The sequence below is a fragment of the Erwinia magellanica genome (assembly GCF_039023495.1).
Lineage (GTDB): Bacteria > Pseudomonadota > Gammaproteobacteria > Enterobacterales > Enterobacteriaceae > Erwinia.
Window position 1 is genome coordinate 359,227 of record NZ_JBCHVC010000005.1, and the last position, 20,690, is coordinate 379,916.

The following is a 20,690-nucleotide window of genomic DNA, read 5'->3' on the forward strand; positions in this document are numbered from 1 at the left end:
GCGGATTTTTGCTGAACAGGCGATCACCCTTTAAGCTCAACCTTGAGGTTTTTCGAACTGCTGCCTAAGGTACTGGCATCGTCAGAGGGGATCACATATCCCTTGTCCGCGGCTACATGTTGGCGATAGTAATCAACCACGGCGGCATCCTGCTGATTAGCAGTGGTACTTTTCTTTAAACCGTAGACGTTACCCTCTTTATCTTTTGCCTTAATGCTGTCCGGCGCGTTGCTCACCAGATCGTCCAGCGTGCCGGAAACCCGGCCATCCCCCTTCGCCGGGCCGATGGTCATCGCGGCATTATTCCCCTCTATATAGCTGACATCATAGAAAGTCTGGCCGCTGCTGCCGTCAAATTTCACCTCGCCCAGCGTTGCGTTGGCACCATCACCCTGGGTGCTGCGGAAGTTACCTGACCAGTTAGGGTCAAATTTCTGCGTTTTTGTTTCGCCCGGTTGCAGGGTGAGATCGTCCGGTTTGGCGCTGCCGTCGGCATTCGGCGTAAACGAAATCGTCATCGCCTTATCGCCCTTGTTCTCAAACGTCAAACTGTTCTGGCTTGGGTCGATATCGGCATCGCTACTGACCGCACTGGCGCTGGTGCTGGCTGCGGCAGAATCCACAGTAGTGGGCGACTGGTGTGCTGTACTCTCCGGCGTTGCCGTTTGCATGGCAGGTGATGAGGTGACCGCTGGCGTTGTCGCCTGAGATGCTGCCGAGGCTAAAGGCGGTTGTTGTTCGGCTAAAGCGTGCTCTGCAAAGGGGGCCGCGCCCTGGCCTGAGGTTGCGGAACCGGAGGAGGCGTTACCGCTCCCGCCGTGAGCTTTGTTGATCTGCTGGGCCAGCGTATCAATGGCAGAGAAGGCGTTCTGCAACAGCTTGCCAAGCGTCTGTAAAAACTGACTGAAAGAGGAGCTATCCGTGCTGCTGGCGGCCTGTTTTGAGCCGGAAAACTCCGGCAGATTACTGGTAGCCGGGGAGCCAAAACTGATGCTGTGGCCGCTGCCGGTTTGCTGGCTGGAGAGGCTCTCTGGCTGAGTTTTCAGTAAGGAATTCAATCCGCTGTCGCTTAAATCCTGTAAGGCGCGATTTACTCCACTGCCGACCTGCATGTTCATGGGATTGTCCTGGGAAAAGGCGATGAGCCTTGAGTGGCCTGAAAAGCTGTCCGGTTCCCGGCACAAAGCGATTTGGCTAACCCGCGTCGATCTGCCATACTCTGCGCCCTTAAATTCACTACCAGTCGAGATGGCAATGCAGTACCCGATTAATGAAATGTTCCAGACGTTGCAGGGCGAAGGGTTCTATACCGGCGTTCCGGCAATTTTTATCCGCCTTCAGGGATGCCCGGTAGGCTGTAGCTGGTGTGATACCAAACACACCTGGGATAAGCTGGCCGATCGGGAAACCTCGCTGGGCGATATCCTGCTGAAGACGGTAGAAACCGACGCCTGGGGTGCGGCAGATGCGGCTGCCCTGTTGGCGGTGATTGCTGACCACGGCTGGACGGCTCGTCACGTGGTGATCACCGGGGGAGAACCCTGCATTCATGATTTAACGCCGCTGACCCATACCCTGCAACAGCATGGCTTCAGTTGCCAGATTGAAACCAGCGGCACGCATGAAGTGCGGTGCAGTGCGGAAACCTGGGTGACCGTTTCGCCAAAAGTGAATATGCGCGGAGGCTATGATGTACTGCATCAGGCGCTGGTACGCGCCGATGAGGTCAAGCATCCGGTGGCGCGCGAGCGTGATGTGGAGGCGCTGGAAGCGTTGCTGGCTACGCTGCACGATGACAAGCAGCGGATTATCGCCCTGCAACCGATCAGCCAGAAAGAGGATGCCACTAAGCTGTGCATTGAAACCTGTATCCGGCACAACTGGCGTCTCTCGATGCAAACCCATAAATATCTGAATATTGCCTGACGCGCAGCGGCGACGATAAACAGGGCAACGGCAGAAAACTTCAGGCTTGTCGGTGGCTTACCTGAAGGCGCCCACAACCTGATGAAGAGGAATGACAGAGGGGAGGGCGGACCGGTCTGAGCCGATCCGCAGAGGCACTAACCTTTATACACGCAGCCAGCGGTGCAGGTCTCTTTGATCATCACGGCGCTGAGATCAGCGAGCTTTGGCTTCATCTGATCCCAAATCCATTTCGCCAGCACTTCGCTGGTAGGATTCTCAAGGCCGGGGATATCGTTCAGATAGTAGTGATCCAGACGATCGTAAATCGGCATAAAAGCCGCTTTCAGTTCGGCAAAGTCCATGATCCAGCCGGTATGCGCATCCACTTCGCCGGTAATTTCGAGCCGCACCAGAAAGGAGTGCCCATGCAGGCGGCCACATTTGTGCCCTTCCGGCACGTTAGGCAGATGGTGCGCAGCCTCGAATTGGAAATCTTTAAACAGCGTGGTAGCCATAAACGTTCTCTGTTGCTGGGAAAAACCGGCGAATTTTACCTGAAAACGCCTTTTTTCGCACCCGTTTCCCGGCCCGTTGTTGATTTTAAGCAGCAGTTCACGCCCTCCGCTTATTAATTTCTTTTTTATCAATGACTTGGCTAACCTGTTTTGCCGCTATGCCTTACCCGTAAAACCGTTTAGTCGTTTTGGTTATTTATTATTACCAACCCTTATTTAATGGTTATTATGCTTGTCGTTACCCTACTCCTATCTTGCTGTCTTTACGGCCCGGACCACCGATACTGGAACCTTCAACGCAATGACGACTCAGGCACCTCCAAGCTCTCTGCTTCCGCTTAATCCGGAACAACTCGCCCGTTTGCAGGCGGCCACCGGGGACTTCTCTACCACGCAGATGGCGTGGCTCTCTGGCTATTTCTGGGGCATGGTCAACCAGATGCCTGGCGCCGCAGCCGTCTCTGCGCCCGCGCCGGCAGAGGCCACTACCATTACTCTGCTTTCTGCTTCTCAGACCGGAAATGCCCGTCGCCTGGCAGAGCAGCTGCGTGACGATCTGCTGGCAGCGAAGCTGAGCGTTAACCTGGTTAACGCGGGTGATTACAAGTTCAAGCAGATAGCGCAGGAAAAACTGCTGGTGGTGGTTACCTCCACCCAGGGTGAAGGCGAACCGCCGGAAGAGGCCGTCGCGCTGCACAAGTTCCTGATGTCGAAGAAGGCGCCAAAGCTGGACGGTACCGCGTTTGCCGTGTTCGGCCTGGGCGATACCTCGTATGAATTCTTCAGCCAGGCGGGGAAAGATTTCGACGGCAAGCTGGCGGAGATGGGCGGTGAGCGTCTGCTGGATCGTGTGGATGCGGATGTCGACTACGCGGCTGATGCGGAGAAATGGCGTAAGCAGATTGTTGAAATCCTCAAGGCACGGGCGCCAGACCAGTCACCTGCGGCCGCTGCGGTTAGCGCAACTGGCAGCGTGAATGAACTCTCTACCAGCCCCTACACCAAAGAGGAGCCGCTGACCGCAAGCCTGGCCGTGAATCAGAAAATCACCGGGCGTAACTCCGATAAAGATGTTCGCCATATTGAAATCGATCTGGGCGATTCCGGTCTGCGCTACCAGCCGGGTGATGCGCTGGGCGTCTGGTTTGAGAACGATCCCGCTCTGGTGCAGGAGCTGCTTGAGCTGCTGTGGCTGAAAGGGGATGAGAGCGTGACGGTGAACGGCCAGACGCTGCCGCTGGCAGAGGCGCTGCAAAAGCATTTTGAACTGACGGTGAATACTCCGCAGATCGTCGAGCAGTACGGCAAGCTATGCCGGGATGAAACGCTGCTGGGGCTGATTAATGAAAAACCACGGCTTCAGCACTATGCGCAGAACACGCCAATTGTGGATATGGTTCGTCTGGCACCTGTCGAGTTAACGGCAGAACAGCTGACTGGCCTGCTGCGCCCGCTGACGCCACGCCTTTACTCTATCGCCTCGTCGCAGGCGGAGAGCGAAAGCGAAGTGCATATCACCGTGGGTGCTGTACGCTATGAAATTGACGGGCGTGAACGTGCAGGCGGCGCTTCCAGCTTCCTGGCGGATCGTCTGGAAGAGGATGGCGATCTGCGCATCTTTATTGAACATAACGACAACTTCCGCCTGCCGGCTAACCCGGAAACCCCGGTCATTATGATCGGGCCAGGCACCGGTATTGCTCCTTTCCGCGCCTTTATGCAGCAGCGTGATAATGAGGGTGCCGGGGGCAAGAACTGGCTGTTCTTTGGCAACCCGCACTTTACAGAAGATTTCCTCTATCAGGTTGAGTGGCAGCGTTACGTGAAGGATGGGCTGCTGACAAATATCGATCTGGCCTGGTCCCGCGACCAGCAGCAGAAAGTCTATGTACAGGATAAAATCCGCGCGAAGGGCGCCGAAGTGTGGCGCTGGATCGAGCAGGGTGCGCATATCTACGTCTGCGGTGACGCAAACCGGATGGCGAAGGATGTGGAGCAGGTGCTGCTGGAAGTGGTAGCTGAGCACGGCGGCATGGATCTTGAAACCGCCGATGAATTTTTAAGTGAGCTGCGCATTGAGCGCCGTTATCAGCGAGACGTTTACTAATGACTAATGAAAAACATCCTGGCCCGCTGGTGGTTGAAGGCAAACTGACCGACGCAGAGCGCCTGAAGAAAGAGAGTAATTATCTGCGCGGTACTATCGCCGAAGATCTGCAAAACGGTCTGACTGGCGGCTTTACCGGCGACAACTTTTTGCTTATCCGCTTTCATGGTATGTATCAGCAGGATGACCGCGATATTCGTGCCGAGCGTGCAGAACAGAAGCTGGAGCCGCGTCATGCCATGATGCTGCGCTGCCGTCTGCCGGGCGGTATCATCACGCCGAAGCAGTGGCTGGGTATCGATAAGTTTGCAGAGAACAACACCATTTACGGCAGCATTCGTCTGACCAACCGCCAGACTTTCCAGTTTCACGGCATTCTGAAAGGCAACGTGAAGCCTGCGCACCAGATGCTGAGCGAAGTAGGGCTGGATGCGCTGGCAACCGCCAACGATGTAAACCGTAACGTGCTGTGCAGCTCCAACCCGGTGGAGTCTGAGCTGCATCAGGAAGCTTACGAGTGGGCGAAAAAGCTCTCTGAGCACCTGCTGCCGCAGACGCGTGCTTACGCTGAGATCTGGCTGGATCAGGAGAAAGTTGCCACCACGGATAAAGAACCTATCCTGGGCGAAACCTACCTGCCGCGTAAATTTAAAACTACCGTGGTTGTGCCGCCGCATAACGACGTGGATCTGCACGCGAACGATCTTAACTTTGTCGCCATTGCTGAAAACGGCAAGCTGATTGGCTTTAACCTGCTGGTGGGCGGTGGCTTGTCTATCGACCACGGTAACAAAGCGACCTATGCGCGTACCGCCAGCGAGTTTGGTTTCCTGCCGCTGGAGAAAACGCTGGCCGTGGCGGAAGCGGTGGTGACCACGCAGCGCGACTGGGGCAACCGTACCGACCGTAAAAATGCCAAAACCAAATACACGCTTGAGCGTGTAGGCGTAGAGACGTTTAAGGCGGAAGTTGAGCGTCGTGCAGAGATAAAGTTTGAGCCGACCCGCCCTTACGAGTTTACCACCCGTGGCGATCGTATCGGCTGGGTAAAAGGTATTGATGATAAGTGGCACCTGACGCTGTTTATTGAAAATGGCCGTCTGCTGGACTATCCGGGCCGTCCGTTGAAAACCGGCATCGCAGAGATTGCTAAAATTCACCAGGGCGACTTCCGCCTGACTGCCAACCAGAATCTGATTGTGGCGGGCGTGCCGGAAGCGGAGAAGCCAGGAATTGAAGCGTTGGCCCGCAGCCACGGTTTGATGGAAAGCGTCACCGCCCAGCGTGAAAATTCGATGGCCTGCGTGTCGTTCCCGACCTGCCCGCTGGCGATGGCGGAAGCTGAACGCTTCCTGCCAGATTTTGTCACCCGCGTGGAAGGGCTGATGAGTTCGCACGGCGTGGGCCATGAGCACATTGTGCTGCGCGTGACCGGCTGTCCGAATGGTTGTGGTCGGGCGCTGCTGGCTGAGATAGGCCTGGTGGGCAAGGCGCCGGGGCGCTACAACCTGCATCTGGGTGGTAACCGCATCGGGACACGGATCCCGCGCATGTACCGTGAAAACATCACCGAAGATGAAATTTTGTCTACCCTTGATGCATTACTGGGCCGCTGGTCAAAAGAGCGCGAAGCTGATGAAGGCTTTGGCGATTTCACCGTCCGCGCAGGCGTGGTGAAACCGGTTGTCGATCCGGCCCGCGATTTTTGGGCATAACGGAGGCAAGATATGTCTGTACTCGATCTCTCGGCACTGAACGAATTACCTAAAGTTGAGCGCGTGATGGCGCTGGCGGAAGTGAATACCAAACTGGACAAGCTTTCCGCTCAGGATCGCGTGCTCTGGGCGTTGGAGAATTTGCCCGGCGAAGCGGTGCTCTCTTCGAGCTTCGGCATTCAGGCTGCGGTCAGCCTGCATCTGGTTAATCAGGTAAAGCCGGGCATTCCGGTGATCCTGACCGATACCGGTTATCTGTTCCCGGAAACCTATCAGTTTATCGATCAGCTGACAGAGAAGCTGGACCTTAATCTGAAGGTGTTCCGTGCGGAGCAAAGCCCGGCCTGGCAGGAAGCGCGGTACGGTAAGCTGTGGGAGCAGGGCGTTGAAGGGATTGAACGCTACAACGAGATCAATAAAGTTGAGCCGATGAACCGGGCGCTGGCAGCGTTAAACGGCCAGACCTGGTTTGCCGGTCTGCGCCGCGATCAGTCCAGCAGTCGTGCGCATCTGCCGGTGCTGGCTATTCAGCGTGGTGTTTTTAAGGTACTGCCGATCATCGACTGGGATAACCGTCAGGTGCATCAGTATCTGCAAGAGAATGATTTGGGGTATCACCCGCTGTGGGATCAGGGCTATCTCTCCGTGGGCGATACGCACACCACCCGTAAATGGGAGCCGGGGATGGCAGAAGAGGAAACCCGTTTCTTTGGCCTGAAGCGCGAGTGCGGGCTGCACGAGTAGTATTTTCCTGATTTGAAAGAAGCTCACAGGGTTGCCTGTGGGCTTTTTTTTTGCGGGTAGTGCTGGGGGAATCGGTTCAGCATCGGTATCTGGGAGGTGTTGCCTGTGAGGCTGATTTCTGCGGGGGGAAAGCTGGCCATTAGCATCAGTGTCGTGGAGGTGTTGCCTGTGAGGCTGATTTCTGCGAGGGGAAAGCTGGCCATTAGCATCAGTGTCGTGGAGGTGTTGCCTGTGAGGCTGGGTTTCTGCGAGGGGAACGCTGGCCATTAGCATCAGTGTCGTGGAGGTGTTGCCTGTGAGGCTGATTTCTGCGGGGGGAACGCTGGCCATTAGCATCAGTGTTGTGGAGGTGTTGCCTGTGAGGCTGGATTTCTGCGAGGGGAACGCTGGCCGTTAGCATCAGCAGCAGTGTTACGGCGGTGTTGCCTGTGAGGCTGATTTCTGCGGGGGAAACGCTGGCCATTAGCATCAGTGTCATGGAGGTGTTGCCTGTGAGGCTGGATTTCTGCGAGGAGAACGCTGGCCGTTCATAAAGACGCAAAAAACGTCATCCCTGACAGCTCGGCTCGCGCCGTCCATGGCGCGAGACGCTTTATTCACGGCCAGCTTTCCCCTCGCTTTAACCCTGGCGTTGTCTGTCAGAGGTTCCAGCGGCTTAGGTGTTTGTTATTTTGTCTGTCAGAGGTTCCAGCGGCTTCGGCGTTTGTTACTTGTCTGTCAGAGGTTCCAGCGGCTTAGGTGTTTGTTATTTTGTCTGTCAGAGGTTCCAGCGGCTTGGGCGTTTGTTACTTGTCTGTCAGGGTTTCCAGCGGATTAGGCATTCGTTACTTGTCTGTCAGGGTTTCCAGCGGATTAGGCATTCGTTACTTGTCTGTCAGAGGTTCCAGCGGCTTAGGCGTTTGTTACTTGTCTGACAGAGGTTCCAGCGGCTTCGGCGTTTGTTACGTCCTCTGGCGGAGGAACCTGCTGCATCAGCAGGCTCAGCTACCAATCAGCCCCTTAAACTCATCGGCTGCGCGGGTAATATTAATCTCTGTTACCTCATATTCCGCCACGGCCTGGAAGGCATCTTCCAGCAGGATAGTGTTCAACCGTTCACGATCGATATTCCTGGCGATAATCACGCCGCCCGTCCGCGGCTCTTTCCGGCCTGCGGTGATAAAAACCCCGGCAGCAAAATATTTATCCAGCCATGCCATATGCGCATCCAGCACGGCATCCACTTCTTCCATCGGACGGGTATAACTCAGGCTAACGATATACATTACAACTCCTGGATCAGATTTTAGGATTTGCCAGCTCGGTAATCAGCGGCAGGAGGATCTTAACAGCGGTGCGTGTACGTTGCGTCATCCGGCCTGGTAACCAGCGATCAAGAAAAGCCAGGTTATCGAGGGATGCCTGATGCATGCTGGTGCCCTGCGGGAAATGGCGGCTGGCGGTTCGCTGTTGCTTGCCGTCATGTTTGCCTAAATCCCAGTTGGTGGCGCGGAGGCTGAGCAGAGGGAAACCGGCTTTATCAAACAGATCTTCTGCGGGAAGTGCTTTCACCGCTTTGCCGTTTGTTGCCGCAGCCAGCCCATGCAGGCGGGCAATGGCCAGCGCCCGATCCCGCGTTTGTCGGGCGACCGCTTCCGGCGTGTTGCTGCCGCTGTCAAAGTAGAGTTTATCGCCAACAATCAGGCTGTCCAGGCTTATCACCAGCAGCGTGTTCTTCTTCTCTTCCGGTTTCATCCGGGCGAGGTAATCCTCTTCACCGCGCTGTCCCAGCTCTTCAGCGCTGAGGACGACAAATCGCAGGCTGTAATGCAGCGGCACTTTACTGAGCCTTTGCGCCAGTTCCAGCATCACGCCAAGTCCGGAGGCATTATCGTCCGCACCCTGAAGGGTTAACCCGCCCAGATTATGTTGCCGGTCGCTGTCGCTGGATGGCAGGTAAGTATCCGCGTGAGTCACAATCATAATCTGTTGGGGAGCATCCCCCGCTTTGGCGGCAATCACGGAGGTGGCGGTTACGTTATGCGGCGTGGTGCGTCCATTCTGCGCACGGTATTGATAGCGAGCGGTGAAGGTGCGCTTGTTGCTTTCATAGCCCATTTCCGTGAACTGGCGCTGAAGGTAGTCTGCCGTCAGCATCTCTGCCGGGCTGCCCGCCATCCGGCCGGGGAAGTAGGTGGCGATATGGCGCAACTGTTGCTCAGCGAACTGGCCATCCTGCTGCGCAGCCGATAAGGGGAAAACAGCACCGCAACTGAGCAGCGCGGCCAGCGCACCCAGGCAGAGTCGGGAAAACATGTCAGATCCTTAGTCGTCATCCGGTGACGATCCTGCGAGTTTTTTTACCCGGATAGTATGAAAGTGTGATGCGCTTTGCACAATTTCATTCTCTCTTAAATGCCCTAAATATCATTCGTTAAGCACATTATGTGCGGAGCTTTGCCAGAACGTTATTCCATTCAGTAACTACTCATTCCAATTAGTAATTTCATAAGCCTGAAGCCTGGGCCGTATAGTCGCATGAACTTTATGTCATTAATGAAAAAGGCTGACGTGGACTATCTTCCGATCTTTGCAGATATCCGTAACAAACCGGTGCTGATTGTAGGCGGCGGTGACGTGGCTGCGCGCAAAATTGAGCTTCTGCGCCGCGCGGGCGCTCACGTCACTATTGCAGCGCGTGAGCTGTGTGAAGAGCTGACCGCGCTGGAAAAGAGCGGCGCAGTCAGCTGGATAGCCAAAGACTATCAGCCTTCTCAGCTGGATAACGCCTGGCTGGTGATTGCGGCCACCGATGATGGCGAGCTGAATGCCCGCGTATTCACCGATGCCAGCGAGCGCCGCCTGTTGGCTAATGTGGTTGACGATCAGCCCAAATGCTCCTTTATCTTCCCGTCAATTGTGGACCGCTCTCCGCTGGTGGTCGCCATCTCTTCCAGCGGCACCGCGCCAGTGCTGGCCCGGCTGCTGCGTGAAAAGCTGGAAGCTTTACTGCCTGCCAATCTGGGACAGATGGCGGAAATCGCCGGAGAGTGGCGCAACAAAGTCAAGCAGCGCTTCAGCAAGATGTCGGAACGCCGCCGCTTCTGGGAGAGCGCCTTTAACGGGCTGTTTGCCAGCCAGGTCGCTTCCGGCAACATCGAAGGGGCGAAGCGCACGCTGGATCGGCAGCTCGACGAGCCGGAAGCCAGCGAAGGTGAAATCATTCTGGTGGGGGCGGGGCCGGGCGATGCTGGCCTGTTGACGCTGCGTGGTCTTCAGGTCATGCAGCAGGCTGACGTGGTGCTCTATGACCATCTGGTCAGCGATGAAATTCTGGACCTGGTGCGCCGCGATGCCGATCGCATCTGCGTAGGCAAACGGGCAAATGCGCACAGCGTGCCGCAGGAAGAGACTAACCGTCTGCTGGTTGAGCTGGCGAAGAAAGGCAAACGCGTGGTGCGGCTGAAGGGGGGCGATCCCTTTATCTTTGGCCGGGGCGGTGAAGAGTTACAGGCTGCTGTGGAGGCGGGCATTCCTTTCCAGGTGGTGCCGGGCGTGACGGCTGCCGCAGGCGCAACCGCCTATGCCGGCATCCCGCTGACCCACCGCGACCATGCGCAGAGCGCAACCTTTATTACCGGTCATTGCCGTGCCGACGGCGAGGGCATGGATTGGGCTTCACTGGCACGCGCCCGACAGACGCTGGCTATCTATATGGGCACCCTGAAAGCGGCAGAGATCTCCGCACAGCTTATTGCACATGGGCGCGATGCTCAGACGCCGGTGGCAGTGATTGGCCGCGGCACGCGACAGGATCAACAGGTGCTGATCGGCACGCTGGAAGAATTAGACGCATTAGCGCAACGCGCACCGACGCCGGCGCTGTTAGTGATAGGGGAAGTGGTTAACCTGCACCAACAGCTGGCATGGTTTCAACATTCAGCGCAGCAGGATGGACGCGAGTCCCCCGTTGTGAATTTGGCTTGAGGAAAAGTTATGGATCAAAAACGACTCACCCACCTGCGTCAACTGGAAGCGGAAAGTATCCATATCATCCGTGAAGTGGCGGCAGAGTTTGGCAACCCGGTGATGATGTACTCCATCGGCAAGGACTCCTCTGTGATGCTGCACCTGGCGCGCAAGGCGTTCTATCCCGGCACGCTGCCGTTCCCGTTACTGCACGTGGATACCGGCTGGAAATTCCGTGAAATGTATGAGTTCCGCGACCGCACGGTGAAAAACATCGGTGCCGAGCTGCTGGTGCATAAAAATCCGGAAGGCGTGGCGATGGGCATTAACCCGTTCGTCCACGGCAGCGCCAAGCACACCGACATCATGAAAACCGAAGGCCTGAAGCAGGCGCTGAACAAATATGGTTTTGATGCTGCTTTTGGCGGCGCCCGCCGTGACGAAGAGAAGTCGCGCGCGAAAGAGCGTATTTACTCCTTCCGCGACCGTTTCCACCGCTGGGACCCAAAAAATCAGCGTCCTGAGCTGTGGCATAACTACAATGGCCAGATTAACAAAGGCGAAAGCATTCGCGTCTTCCCGCTCTCTAACTGGACCGAGCTGGATATCTGGCAGTACATCTTCCTGGAAAATATTGAGATCGTTCCGTTGTACCTGGCGGCCCCGCGTCCGGTTCTGGAGCGCGATGGCATGCTGATGATGATTGATGACGATCGCATCGACCTGCAACCTGGCGAAGTGATTGAGCAGCGTATGGTGCGTTTCCGCACCCTGGGCTGCTGGCCGCTGACCGGCGCGGTAGAGTCTGAAGCGCAGACGCTGCCGGGGATCATTGAAGAGATGCTGGTCTCCACCACCAGCGAACGTCAGGGCCGCGTTATTGACCGCGACCAGTCCGGCTCCATGGAGCTGAAGAAACGCCAGGGTTATTTCTGAGGAGCCGAGATGAACAACGTCATTGCACAACAAATTGCTGACCAGGGCGGCGTGGAAGCCTGGTTACACACTCAGCAGCATAAAAGCCTGCTGCGCTTTCTGACCTGCGGCAGCGTCGATGATGGCAAGAGTACGCTGATTGGTCGCCTGCTTCACGATACGCGCCAGATTTATGAAGACCAGCTCTCTTCCCTGCATAACGACAGCAAACGTCACGGTACGCAGGGCGAAAAGCTCGACCTGGCGCTGCTGGTGGATGGTCTCCAGGCGGAGCGTGAGCAGGGCATCACCATTGATGTGGCTTACCGCTATTTTTCTACCGAAAAGCGTAAGTTTATTATTGCCGATACGCCGGGACATGAGCAGTACACCCGTAATATGGCGACCGGTGCTTCAACCTGCGACCTGGCGATCCTGCTGATTGATGCGCGCAAAGGGGTGCTGGATCAGACCCGTCGTCACAGCTTTATCTCCACGCTGCTGGGTATCAAGCACCTGATTGTGGCGATCAACAAAATGGATCTGGTGGCGTACCGCGAAGCCACCTTTGAGCAGATCAAACAGGATTACCTGGACTTCGCCGGACAGCTGCCTGCCGACCTGGATATTCGCTTTGTGCCGATGTCTGCGCTGGAAGGGGAAAACGTGGCCTCACCAAGCGAAGCGATGAGCTGGTACAGCGGCCCGACGCTGCTGGACGTGCTGGAAACCGTGGAAGTGAAGCGCGTGGTGGAACAGCAGCCGATGCGTTTCCCGGTGCAGTACGTTAACCGTCCAAACCTGGATTTCCGTGGCTACGCCGGTACGCTGGCTTCCGGCTATGTGAATGTGGGCCAGCGCGTTAAGGTGCTGCCTTCTGGCGTGGAATCTTCCATCGCCCGCATTGTGACCTTTGATGGCGATCTACAGGAAGCGCAGGCGGGCGAAGCAATTACTCTGGTGCTGAAGGATGAGATTGATATCAGCCGTGGCGACCTGCTGGTAGCCGCAGAAGAGACGCTGAAACCGGTGCAGGCCGCCGCTGTTGATGTGGTATGGATGGCCGAGCAGCCGATGGTGCCGGGACAGAGCTTTGATATCAAAATTGCCGGTAAGAAAACCCGCGCCCGCATCGAGAAGATTGAATATCAGGTTGAGATCAACAGCCTGGCGAAGCATGACGTCGAAAGCCTGCCGCTGAATGGCATTGGCCTGGTCAGAATGACCTTTGATGAACCGCTGGTGCTCGACAATTATCAGGCTAACCCGGTGACGGGCGGCATGATCTTTATCGATCGCCTGAGCAACGTCACGGTGGGCGCAGGAATGATCCGCGAACCGTTACAGGATGTGGTGCAGGAGCAGGGCAACTTCAGTGCGTTTGAGCTGGAGCTGAACGCGCTGGTTCGCCGTCACTTCCCACACTGGAACGCACGCGATCTGCTGGGCGGCCAGTAATGGCTGCTGAACACGACGAAAACGTTATCTGGCATTCGCACGCGGTGACGCGTGCGGAGCGTGAGCAGCAGCATGGCCATCAGGGCGCGGTGCTGTGGTTTACCGGTCTTTCGGGTTCGGGGAAATCTACCGTGGCTGGCGCGCTGGAACAGGCGTTACATCAGCTTGGTGCCAGCACCTATCTGCTTGATGGCGATAATGTCCGCCATGGACTCTGCCGCGATCTGGGCTTCAGCGATGAAGATCGTAAAGAGAATATCCGTCGGGTGGGCGAAGTCGCCAAACTGATGGTTGATGCCGGGCTGGTGGTGCTCACCGCCTTTATCTCTCCGCATCGTGCGGAACGCCAGATGGTGCGGGATATGCTGGGTGAAGGGCGTTTTATCGAAGTATTTGTGGATACGCCGTTGGCGATCTGTGAAGCCCGTGACCCCAAAGGGTTATACAAGAAGGCGCGTGCCGGTGAGTTGCTCAATTTCACCGGTATTGATGCCGTCTACGAAGCGCCTGAGCAGGCAGAGCTGCATCTTGATGGCGCGCAGCCGGTGCCAGTGCTGGTTTCTCAGATTGTGACGCTGCTTCGCCAGCAGCAACACCTGCCAGCGTAATCGCCAGAGCAGAAAGCGCTATTCCCGGCAGCTGAAGTAACCGTTAAGCCAGAGGGTGGTCGGCACGCCTGAAGGCTTTAACGGCAGCGCGATACCAACAATTGGTAACAATATTACGGGTTCAAGTGTAGATCTGCCGCGATGCCACGATATGATCCCTTCCTGAGATAGCCTCGGCAAAACGCCTCAGAGCGCGCCGATTTTCGCGTCCACAGGATACTTATGCATAATGTTACGCCCATGCTTGCCCGTAAAGAAGATCGCGACAGGGAAGAGCCTTCCTGGTCTTTTCCCGGTGGAGTAGTCGGCTTTGCCGCTTACTGGCTCGCTCTGGCGATCCCTTTCATGCTGTACGGCTCCTCTACACTGTTTTTCTTTCTCTATACGTGGCCTTTCTTTCTGGCACTGCTGCCGGTTTCCGTGCTGGTTGGCATCGCCAGCAGCGTGCTCCTGCGCGGCCAGCTAATCTGGACCATATTGCTGACCACGCTACTGGTTATCTTTCTTTTCTGGCTGCTGTTTACGCTACTGAGCGGATGGTAACCTGGCCGCTCTCTCCACGCTGTTGGCTGCTGGCCTGAGCAGATTTACTCTCTGAATCCCTGCTTCCGGGAGAAAATGTTGCCTGCAACCCGGTGATTCGGGTGAAGAACGCTCACCATTTCACCAATACAGGGTTAAATCACCGGTAGAGTGGAGTCAGATGAAAAGTTATGGGATGATTGAGCCGTTTTTCAGGGGGCGGGGATGGGAAAACTTACGCTGCTGTTACTTGTTTTACTGGGCTGGCTGCAATATTCGCTCTGGCTGGGCAAGAACGGCATACATGACTATACGCGCGTTAAAGACGATGTTGCGGTGCAACAGGGCGGCAACGCGAAGCTAAAAGCGCGAAACGATCAGCTGTTTGCAGAAATCGACGACCTTAACGGCGGTTCTGAGGCAATTGAGGAACGCGCACGTAACGAGCTGGGGATGATCAAACCCGGCGAGACTTTCTATCGCCTTGTGCCGGATCAAAATAAACGAAACGCGCAGCAGGGTGCTTCTTCCAGTCAGCAACGATAACTCATGAATATCGCAGACTCCTTTCCGGCGCTTGTCGCTGTAGTCCCGGCTGCCGGTATCGGCAGCCGGATGCAATCAGAATGTCCCAAACAATACCTGAAGCTCGGCGGTAAAACGCTGCTTGAGCATGCGCTGGAGAGCCTGCTGATTCATCCGGCGGTCAGCCGCATTATTGTGGTTATCAGCCCGGACGATCTCTGGTTTTCCGCCTTACCCATTGCCAGCGACGCACGTATCTCGGTGGTGCAGGGCGGGAAAGAGCGTGCGGACTCTGTGCTTGCCGGTCTGAACGTCGCCTCTTCTGCGCACTGGGTGCTGGTGCATGACGCTGCACGGCCTTGCCTGCATCCGGACGATCTCAGCCGCCTGCTCGCCATTATGGCGACCAGTAAAGTTGGTGGCATCCTGGCCGCGCCGGTTCGCGATACCATGAAGCGGGCAGAGCCAGGCAAAGAGGCGATTGCCCACACTGTCGATCGCGAAGCGCTCTGGCACGCCCTGACGCCACAGCTTTTTCCGCTGGCGCTGTTGCGGGAGTGCCTGACCCGCGCATTGCAGGAAGGGGCGACGATCACTGACGAGGCGTCGGCGCTGGAGTATTGTGGTTATCACCCGGAACTGGTTATGGGACGCAGCGACAATATCAAAGTCACCAGACCGGAAGATTTGGCGCTGGCCGCGTTTTACCTGACCCAATCAATTAATAAGGAGAGCGCATAATGCGTATCGGCCACGGTTTTGATGTTCACGCGTTTGGCGGCGAAGGCCCGCTGATTATTGGCGGCGTTCGTATTCCTTATGAAAAAGGGCTGCTTGCCCACTCCGATGGCGACGTGGCGCTGCATGCGCTGACGGATGCGCTGCTTGGTGCCGCCGCGCTCGGTGATATAGGGAAGCTGTTCCCGGATACCGATGCCGCTTATAAAGGCGCGGACAGCCGTGAACTGCTGCGTGAAGCCTGGCGTCAGGTGCAGAAAAAGGGATATCGTCTGGGAAACGTTGACGTCACCATTATTGCGCAGGCACCAAAAATGCTGCCGCACATCCCTCAGATGCGTATCAATATTGCAGAGGATCTCGGTATCCATATGGATGATGTTAACGTCAAGGCGACCACTACCGAGAAACTGGGTTTTACCGGCCGGGGTGAAGGTATCGCCTGTGAAGCCGTGGCGCTGATCCTCAAGGCGGGAGCGTAATGGCCGTTGACGAGCTGAGCTGGCTGCACGGAAAACCCACCGCGACAGGTGTGCTGAAAGCCAACCCGGAAGATTTTGTCGTCATTGAAGATCTGGGCTACCGCCCGGATGGAGAGGGCGAGCAGGTACTGGTGCGCATTCGTAAGAACGGCTGCAATACCCGTTTCGTGGCGGAAGCGCTGGCGAAATTTGCCGGTATTCATCCCAGGGACGTCAGTTTTGCCGGGATGAAAGACCGACACGCGGTAACCGAACAGTGGTTTTGCCTGCGTATTCCCGGCAAAGAGACGCCAGATTTATCTGCATTTCAGCTGGAAGGGTGCGAGGTACTGGAAAGTGCCCGCCATCGTCGTAAACTGCGTACGGGCGCCCTGCAAGGAAATGCCTTTACCCTGGTATTACGGCAAATCTCAGATCGTGATGCGGTTGAGCAACGTCTGGGGCTGATAGCGCAGGCTGGCGTGCCTAATTACTTTGGCGAACAGCGGTTTGGTCACAACGGCAACAATTTGCTGATGGCTCGCCGCTGGGCGGCAAACGAGATCCGCGTTAAAGAGCGCAATAAACGCAGCTTCCTGCTTTCTGCCGCCCGCAGCGCAATGTTCAATCAGGTGGCGAGCGAGAGGCTGGCGCAGGGAACCTTCGCCAGCGTGATGGCGGGCGATGCGTTACAGCTTACCGGACGTGGAAGCTGGTTTGTTGCAGAGGAAGCCGAGCTGGCAACGTTGCAGGCGCGGGTAGAGAACGACGAACTGCGTGTTACCGCGCCGCTCCCCGGCAGCGGTGCCTGGGGCACTCTGCACAGCGCGCTCGCTTTTGAGCAACAAAGCCTGGCAGCCGAGACAGAATTGATTACACTGCTTGAGCGTGAGCGCGTTGAGGCAGCTCGTCGCGCCCTGTTGGTAAAACCGCGTGACCTGCGCTGGAGCTGGTGGGATGACGTCACCGTCGAACTGAATTTCTGGCTACCGGCAGGCAGTTTTGCCACCGCACTGGCGCGTGAAATTATCGAACAAGAAGGTGAAGATGCGAATATTGCTGAGTAACGATGACGGCATCCATGCGCCAGGCATTCAGACGCTGGCTGCCGCGCTGCGTGAGTTTGCCGAGGTGCAGGTAGTCGCGCCCGATCGCAACCGCAGCGGTGCCTCTAACTCTCTGTCACTGGAAACACCGTTACGCACCTTTACCCATGCTAACGGTGATATTGCCGTGCAGATGGGCACGCCAACGGACTGCGTGTATCTCGGCGTTAATTCGCTGATGCAGCCCAAACCTGACATTGTGGTTTCCGGCATCAATGCCGGGCCGAATCTGGGCGATGACGTCATCTATTCAGGCACCGTAGCCGCCGCGATGGAAGGGCGTCATCTGGGATTGCCCGCGCTGGCGGTCTCACTTGACGGCTTTAAGCATTACGATACGGCCGCCGCAGTGACTTGTTCAATCTTGCGTGCGTTGATGCGCACGCCGCTGCGCACCGGTCGCATCCTGAATATTAACGTTCCGGATTTACCGCTTGCAGAGATAAAGGGGATCCGCGTGACCCGCTGTGGCAGCCGTCATCCCAGCGATCAGGTGATCCCGCAGCAGGATCCGCGTGGCAACATGATGTACTGGATCGGTCCGCCTGGCCAGAAGCTGGATGCCGGCCCGGATACGGACTTTGCGGCCGTGGATCAGGGGTATGTTTCCGTTACTGCGCTACACGTCGATCTCACTGCTCATGCCGCGCAGGAGAAAGTGGCGTCATGGCTTGAAAGTGTCGAGGTCAGCAACGAATGGTGATCCGCCGAATTGATACGCTACTGGCGCAGCTGCGCCAGCAGGGCATTGACGATGAACGGTTGCTGAAAGCGATTGAGGATGTCCCGCGCGAACGATTTGTCGATGAGGCGTTCGAACACAAGGCCTGGGAAAATATGGCGCTGCCTATTGGTTCCGGGCAGACCATCTCTCAGCCCTATATGGTGGCGAAAATGACCTCGCTGCTGGAGCTGAGTCCCGGTTCACGCGTCCTTGAAATTGGCACCGGCTCCGGTTATCAGACCGCGATTCTGGCGCATCTGGTTGAACATGTTTACTCCGTTGAACGGATCAAAGGGTTACAGTGGCAGGCCAAGCGTCGTTTAAAACAGCTTGATTTGCATAACGTTTCCACGCGCCACGGCGACGGCTGGCAGGGCTGGCCCTCCCGTGGGCCTTTTGATGCGATCATCGTTACCGCGGCACCACCTGAGATCCCGGTTGAGCTGATGTCCCAGCTTGATGAAGGAGGGATTTTAGTGCTGCCCGTGGGTGAAGAGCATCAGGAATTAAAACGTATCCGGCGCAAGGGCGGTGAGTTTATTGTTGATACCGTGGAGCCGGTGCGTTTTGTTCCGCTGGTGAGGGGCGATCTCGCCTGAGACGTTAGCAATTACACACATCTGTAAATAGCACCTGTTCAGCGATGTTGGTAGTATCTTATTCATTTCACGATTTATTACTGCGGGTGCGCGCTCACAGGCTGCCGCAGTGGTCACAGTTTTGCCGTTATGGGGGAGTTAAATGAGCACAGGAAGCCCAGTATTTAAGTTATGCCGAATTGCGGCTGTTTCACTTGTTGGTTTTTGGTTGGCTGGCTGTTCCAGCGATAACACACAGGCTCCTATCAGCTCCGTTGGCGGAGGCAACAGCGGCGGTATGCTAAGCGGCGCTTCCGGTAACGCTAACAGCAGCAACAGCAACAGCAATGCTGGCGGCAACGGTGGTTATATTGCCCCTCCTGCTTCTATCTCGGCAAACTCCAGCGGTGTGGTAAGCGCTCCGCAGAACATCTCTGCTTCCTCAAACGCCGCTTCTGCTCCTGCCAATGAGAATGTGGTGACCCAGGATGGCCATATTGTCTATAACCGTTCGTATGGGAATATTCCTAAAGGTAGCTACAGCGGAGAGACATATACCGTTAAACGAGGCGATACGCTGTTCTATATTGCCTGGATTACCGGCAACGATTTCCGTGATTTAGCCCAGCGAAATAATGTCTCCGCGCCTTACAGTCTCAACGTGGGCCAGCAGTTGCAGGTTAGTAACAGCTCCGGTGGTACCCTGACCGGTGGCAATGCAATTACCGCTGCCGATGCCAACGCTGGCGGTGTAGCGGTTCAACCCTCTGCACCACAAATCAAAGGCGGAGCGGTTGCACAGCAGCCTGTTATTACGTATTCTGAGGATTCAGGTAAACCAAGTGAAGGCAAAATGTTACCTTCATCCGGTAAAAATACTGTTGCAACGACAACAGCACCGGTTACTGCCCCGACCGTCAGCAGCACAACGAACAGCACTACCCCTGTGGGTAACTGGCGCTGGCCGACAGACGGTAAGATTATCGATAACTTCTCTGCTTCCGAAGGTGGCAATAAAGGTATCGATATCGCGGGATCGCGAGGACAGCCTGTCATCTCAACCGCCTCAGGGCGAGTGGTATATGCAGGGAATGCGCTTCGCGGTTACGGTAACTTGATTATCATCAAACATAATGATGACTACCTGAGTGCATACGCCCATAACGATACGATGCTGGTCCGCGAGCAACAAGAAGTGAAAGCGGGTCAGAAGATTGCCACTATGGGTAGTACCGGCACAAGTTCGGTTAGATTGCATTTTGAAATTCGTTACAAGGGGAAATCCGTAAACCCGCTGCGTTATTTACCGCAGCGATAGTCCGGCAGAACCTGGGTGTTCTGCCCTTGGATCACGGGTAGGAGCCGCTTATGAGCCAGAATACGCTGAAAGTTAATGAGTTACATGAAGATGCGGAATTCGACGAAAACGGAGCTGAAGTTTTTGATGAGAAGGCTCTTGTCGGAAATGAACCTGCTGATAACGAAATAGCTGAAGATGAGCTGTTGTCACAAGGCGCTACGCAACGAGTATTGGACGCGACGCAGCTCTATTTGGGGGAGATCGGTTATTCTCCTCTGTTGACGGCTGAAGAAGAAGTTTTCTTTGCGCGCCGTGCTCTGCGTGGTGATGTTCCCTCTCGTCGCCGTATGATTGAAAGTAACTTACGTCTGGTAGTGAAGATTGCCCGTCGTTACAGCAATCGTGGTCTTGCTTTGCTGGATCTGATTGAGGAAGGTAACCTGGGGTTAATCCGCGCGGTAGAGAAGTTTGATCCTGAAAGAGGATTCCGCTTCTCTACCTACGCTACCTGGTGGATTCGTCAGACAATTGAACGGGCTATCATGAACCAAACCCGTACTATTCGTCTGCCAATCCATATCGTGAAAGAGCTGAACGTCTATCTGCGTACCGCTCGTGAACTGACCCACAAGTTAGATCACGAACCAAGCGCAGAAGAAATTGCCGAGCAGCTTGATAAACCTGTTGATGATGTCAGCCGTATGCTGCGCCTCAACGAACGCATTACATCAGTCGACACGCCACTAGGCGGTGATTCTGAAAAAGCGTTGCTGGACATCCTGGCCGATGAGAAAGAGAACGGCCCGGAAGATACCACG

At 55.9% G+C, this 20,690-nt stretch carries 21 protein-coding genes; 17 read left to right on the plus strand and 4 right to left on the minus strand.

The window, feature by feature from the left end:
- Nucleotides 1-23: 23 nt before the first annotated feature.
- Nucleotides 24-1,118: a hypothetical protein gene (locus tag AAH450_RS18505; protein ID WP_342911528.1), complete on the minus strand. Its 1,095-nt coding sequence runs from the start codon at nucleotides 1,116-1,118 to the stop codon at nucleotides 24-26.
- 136 nt (nucleotides 1,119-1,254) lie between these two features.
- Here AAH450_RS18505 and queE point away from each other — a divergent pair, with 136 nt between their 5' ends.
- Nucleotides 1,255-1,926 (plus strand): 7-carboxy-7-deazaguanine synthase QueE, encoded by a 672-nt coding sequence (queE, locus tag AAH450_RS18510; RefSeq protein WP_342911558.1) that lies wholly within the window; start codon nucleotides 1,255-1,257, stop codon nucleotides 1,924-1,926.
- Nucleotides 1,927-2,063: 137 nt separating this feature from the next.
- Here queE and queD read toward each other — a convergent pair whose 3' ends face one another.
- Nucleotides 2,064-2,423, minus strand: a complete 360-nt coding sequence (gene queD, locus AAH450_RS18515) for a 6-carboxytetrahydropterin synthase QueD (protein WP_318789707.1) — start codon at nucleotides 2,421-2,423, stop codon at nucleotides 2,064-2,066.
- Between the two features lie 301 nt (nucleotides 2,424-2,724).
- Here queD and cysJ point away from each other — a divergent pair, with 301 nt between their 5' ends.
- The 3 genes from cysJ to AAH450_RS18530 are packed head-to-tail and all read left to right on the plus strand — an operon-like array spanning nucleotide 2,725 to nucleotide 6,989.
- On the plus strand, nucleotides 2,725-4,530 hold the full coding sequence (gene cysJ / locus AAH450_RS18520) for an NADPH-dependent assimilatory sulfite reductase flavoprotein subunit (RefSeq protein WP_342911529.1): 1,806 nt from the start codon (nucleotides 2,725-2,727) through the stop codon (nucleotides 4,528-4,530).
- A complete protein-coding gene (gene cysI, locus AAH450_RS18525) occupies nucleotides 4,530-6,245 on the plus strand; it encodes an assimilatory sulfite reductase (NADPH) hemoprotein subunit (RefSeq protein ID WP_342911530.1) in 1,716 nt (571 codons plus the stop codon). The genes cysJ and cysI overlap by 1 nt, the downstream gene beginning before the upstream one ends.
- Nucleotides 6,246-6,257: 12 nt before the next feature.
- Nucleotides 6,258-6,989 carry a phosphoadenylyl-sulfate reductase gene (locus AAH450_RS18530; protein ID WP_342911531.1) on the plus strand — a complete coding sequence of 244 codons (732 nt, stop codon included), beginning with the start codon at nucleotides 6,258-6,260 and terminating at the stop codon, nucleotides 6,987-6,989.
- A 980-nt stretch (nucleotides 6,990-7,969) separates the two neighbouring features.
- Here the strand turns inward: AAH450_RS18530 and AAH450_RS18535 are convergent.
- On the minus strand, nucleotides 7,970-8,254 hold the full coding sequence (locus tag AAH450_RS18535; protein WP_342911532.1) for a YciI family protein: 285 nt from the start codon (nucleotides 8,252-8,254) through the stop codon (nucleotides 7,970-7,972).
- Nucleotides 8,255-8,267: 13 nt separating this feature from the next.
- Complete coding sequence (locus tag AAH450_RS18540) at nucleotides 8,268-9,284, minus strand: aminopeptidase (protein ID WP_342911533.1); 1,017 nt, start codon at nucleotides 9,282-9,284, stop codon at nucleotides 8,268-8,270.
- A gap of 255 nt (nucleotides 9,285-9,539) precedes the next feature.
- Here AAH450_RS18540 and cysG point away from each other — a divergent pair, with 255 nt between their 5' ends.
- The 13 genes from cysG to rpoS form a co-directional block, all read left to right on the plus strand.
- Nucleotides 9,540-10,955, plus strand: a complete 1,416-nt coding sequence (gene cysG, locus AAH450_RS18545; RefSeq protein WP_318789777.1) for a siroheme synthase CysG — start codon at nucleotides 9,540-9,542, stop codon at nucleotides 10,953-10,955.
- Between the two features lie 9 nt (nucleotides 10,956-10,964).
- A complete protein-coding gene (gene cysD / locus AAH450_RS18550; RefSeq protein ID WP_306210956.1) occupies nucleotides 10,965-11,873 on the plus strand; it encodes a sulfate adenylyltransferase subunit CysD in 909 nt (302 codons plus the stop codon).
- Between the two features lie 9 nt (nucleotides 11,874-11,882).
- Nucleotides 11,883-13,310 carry a sulfate adenylyltransferase subunit CysN gene (gene cysN, locus AAH450_RS18555; RefSeq protein ID WP_342911534.1) on the plus strand — a complete coding sequence of 476 codons (1,428 nt, stop codon included), beginning with the start codon at nucleotides 11,883-11,885 and terminating at the stop codon, nucleotides 13,308-13,310.
- Complete coding sequence (gene cysC / locus AAH450_RS18560) at nucleotides 13,310-13,918, plus strand: adenylyl-sulfate kinase (protein WP_342911535.1); 609 nt, start codon at nucleotides 13,310-13,312, stop codon at nucleotides 13,916-13,918. Before cysN ends, cysC begins: the two co-directional genes overlap by 1 nt.
- 222 nt (nucleotides 13,919-14,140) lie before the next feature.
- The gene (locus tag AAH450_RS18565) at nucleotides 14,141-14,461 is read left to right on the plus strand and encodes a DUF3561 family protein (protein WP_342911536.1); all 321 of its coding nucleotides are present in this window, start codon (nucleotides 14,141-14,143) and stop codon (nucleotides 14,459-14,461) included.
- A gap of 204 nt (nucleotides 14,462-14,665) precedes the next feature.
- The gene (ftsB, locus tag AAH450_RS18570; protein ID WP_318789716.1) at nucleotides 14,666-14,986 is read left to right on the plus strand and encodes a cell division protein FtsB; all 321 of its coding nucleotides are present in this window, start codon (nucleotides 14,666-14,668) and stop codon (nucleotides 14,984-14,986) included.
- A gap of 3 nt (nucleotides 14,987-14,989) precedes the next feature.
- On the plus strand, nucleotides 14,990-15,706 hold the full coding sequence (ispD, locus tag AAH450_RS18575; RefSeq protein ID WP_342911537.1) for a 2-C-methyl-D-erythritol 4-phosphate cytidylyltransferase: 717 nt from the start codon (nucleotides 14,990-14,992) through the stop codon (nucleotides 15,704-15,706).
- Nucleotides 15,706-16,185, plus strand: coding sequence for a 2-C-methyl-D-erythritol 2,4-cyclodiphosphate synthase (gene ispF / locus AAH450_RS18580; RefSeq protein WP_342911538.1), 480 nt, complete (start codon nucleotides 15,706-15,708; stop codon nucleotides 16,183-16,185). The genes ispD and ispF overlap by 1 nt, the downstream gene beginning before the upstream one ends.
- On the plus strand, nucleotides 16,185-17,231 hold the full coding sequence (gene truD / locus AAH450_RS18585) for a tRNA pseudouridine(13) synthase TruD (protein WP_342911539.1): 1,047 nt from the start codon (nucleotides 16,185-16,187) through the stop codon (nucleotides 17,229-17,231). Before ispF ends, truD begins: the two co-directional genes overlap by 1 nt.
- On the plus strand, nucleotides 17,212-17,973 hold the full coding sequence (gene surE / locus AAH450_RS18590) for a 5'/3'-nucleotidase SurE (RefSeq protein WP_342911540.1): 762 nt from the start codon (nucleotides 17,212-17,214) through the stop codon (nucleotides 17,971-17,973). Before truD ends, surE begins: the two co-directional genes overlap by 20 nt.
- The gene (locus tag AAH450_RS18595) at nucleotides 17,967-18,593 is read left to right on the plus strand and encodes a protein-L-isoaspartate(D-aspartate) O-methyltransferase (protein ID WP_306210972.1); all 627 of its coding nucleotides are present in this window, start codon (nucleotides 17,967-17,969) and stop codon (nucleotides 18,591-18,593) included. Before surE ends, AAH450_RS18595 begins: the two co-directional genes overlap by 7 nt.
- A 142-nt stretch (nucleotides 18,594-18,735) precedes the next feature.
- A complete protein-coding gene (gene nlpD, locus AAH450_RS18600; protein ID WP_342911541.1) occupies nucleotides 18,736-19,890 on the plus strand; it encodes a murein hydrolase activator NlpD in 1,155 nt (384 codons plus the stop codon).
- Nucleotides 19,891-19,940: 50 nt separating this feature from the next.
- On the plus strand, nucleotides 19,941-20,690 hold a 750-nt coding region (gene rpoS / locus AAH450_RS18605), incomplete at its 3' end, for an RNA polymerase sigma factor RpoS (protein WP_342911542.1).

What these genes read in the sequence shown, in the direction of transcription:
- cysI (WP_342911530.1), top strand. Translation starts at nt 4,530, where the DNA reads ATGACTAATGAAAAACATCCTGGCCCGCTGGTGGTTGAAGGCAAACTG.
- cysN (WP_342911534.1), top strand. Translation starts at nt 11,883, where the DNA reads ATGAACAACGTCATTGCACAACAAATTGCTGACCAGGGCGGCGTGGAA.
- cysC (WP_342911535.1), top strand. Translation starts at nt 13,310, where the DNA reads ATGGCTGCTGAACACGACGAAAACGTTATCTGGCATTCGCACGCGGTG.
- AAH450_RS18540 (WP_342911533.1), bottom strand. Translation starts at nt 9,284, where the DNA reads ATGTTTTCCCGACTCTGCCTGGGTGCGCTGGCCGCGCTGCTCAGTTGC.
- AAH450_RS18530 (WP_342911531.1), top strand. Translation starts at nt 6,258, where the DNA reads ATGTCTGTACTCGATCTCTCGGCACTGAACGAATTACCTAAAGTTGAG.
- cysD (WP_306210956.1), top strand. Translation starts at nt 10,965, where the DNA reads ATGGATCAAAAACGACTCACCCACCTGCGTCAACTGGAAGCGGAAAGT.
- ispD (WP_342911537.1), top strand. Translation starts at nt 14,990, where the DNA reads ATGAATATCGCAGACTCCTTTCCGGCGCTTGTCGCTGTAGTCCCGGCT.
- nlpD (WP_342911541.1), top strand. Translation starts at nt 18,736, where the DNA reads ATGAGCACAGGAAGCCCAGTATTTAAGTTATGCCGAATTGCGGCTGTT.
- ftsB (WP_318789716.1), top strand. Translation starts at nt 14,666, where the DNA reads ATGGGAAAACTTACGCTGCTGTTACTTGTTTTACTGGGCTGGCTGCAA.
- cysJ (WP_342911529.1), top strand. Translation starts at nt 2,725, where the DNA reads ATGACGACTCAGGCACCTCCAAGCTCTCTGCTTCCGCTTAATCCGGAA.
- ispF (WP_342911538.1), top strand. Translation starts at nt 15,706, where the DNA reads ATGCGTATCGGCCACGGTTTTGATGTTCACGCGTTTGGCGGCGAAGGC.
- surE (WP_342911540.1), top strand. Translation starts at nt 17,212, where the DNA reads ATGCGAATATTGCTGAGTAACGATGACGGCATCCATGCGCCAGGCATT.
- truD (WP_342911539.1), top strand. Translation starts at nt 16,185, where the DNA reads ATGGCCGTTGACGAGCTGAGCTGGCTGCACGGAAAACCCACCGCGACA.
- AAH450_RS18565 (WP_342911536.1), top strand. Translation starts at nt 14,141, where the DNA reads ATGCATAATGTTACGCCCATGCTTGCCCGTAAAGAAGATCGCGACAGG.
- AAH450_RS18595 (WP_306210972.1), top strand. Translation starts at nt 17,967, where the DNA reads ATGGTGATCCGCCGAATTGATACGCTACTGGCGCAGCTGCGCCAGCAG.
- queD (WP_318789707.1), bottom strand. Translation starts at nt 2,423, where the DNA reads ATGGCTACCACGCTGTTTAAAGATTTCCAATTCGAGGCTGCGCACCAT.
- queE (WP_342911558.1), top strand. Translation starts at nt 1,255, where the DNA reads ATGCAGTACCCGATTAATGAAATGTTCCAGACGTTGCAGGGCGAAGGG.
- AAH450_RS18535 (WP_342911532.1), bottom strand. Translation starts at nt 8,254, where the DNA reads ATGTATATCGTTAGCCTGAGTTATACCCGTCCGATGGAAGAAGTGGAT.
- AAH450_RS18505 (WP_342911528.1), bottom strand. Translation starts at nt 1,118, where the DNA reads ATGAACATGCAGGTCGGCAGTGGAGTAAATCGCGCCTTACAGGATTTA.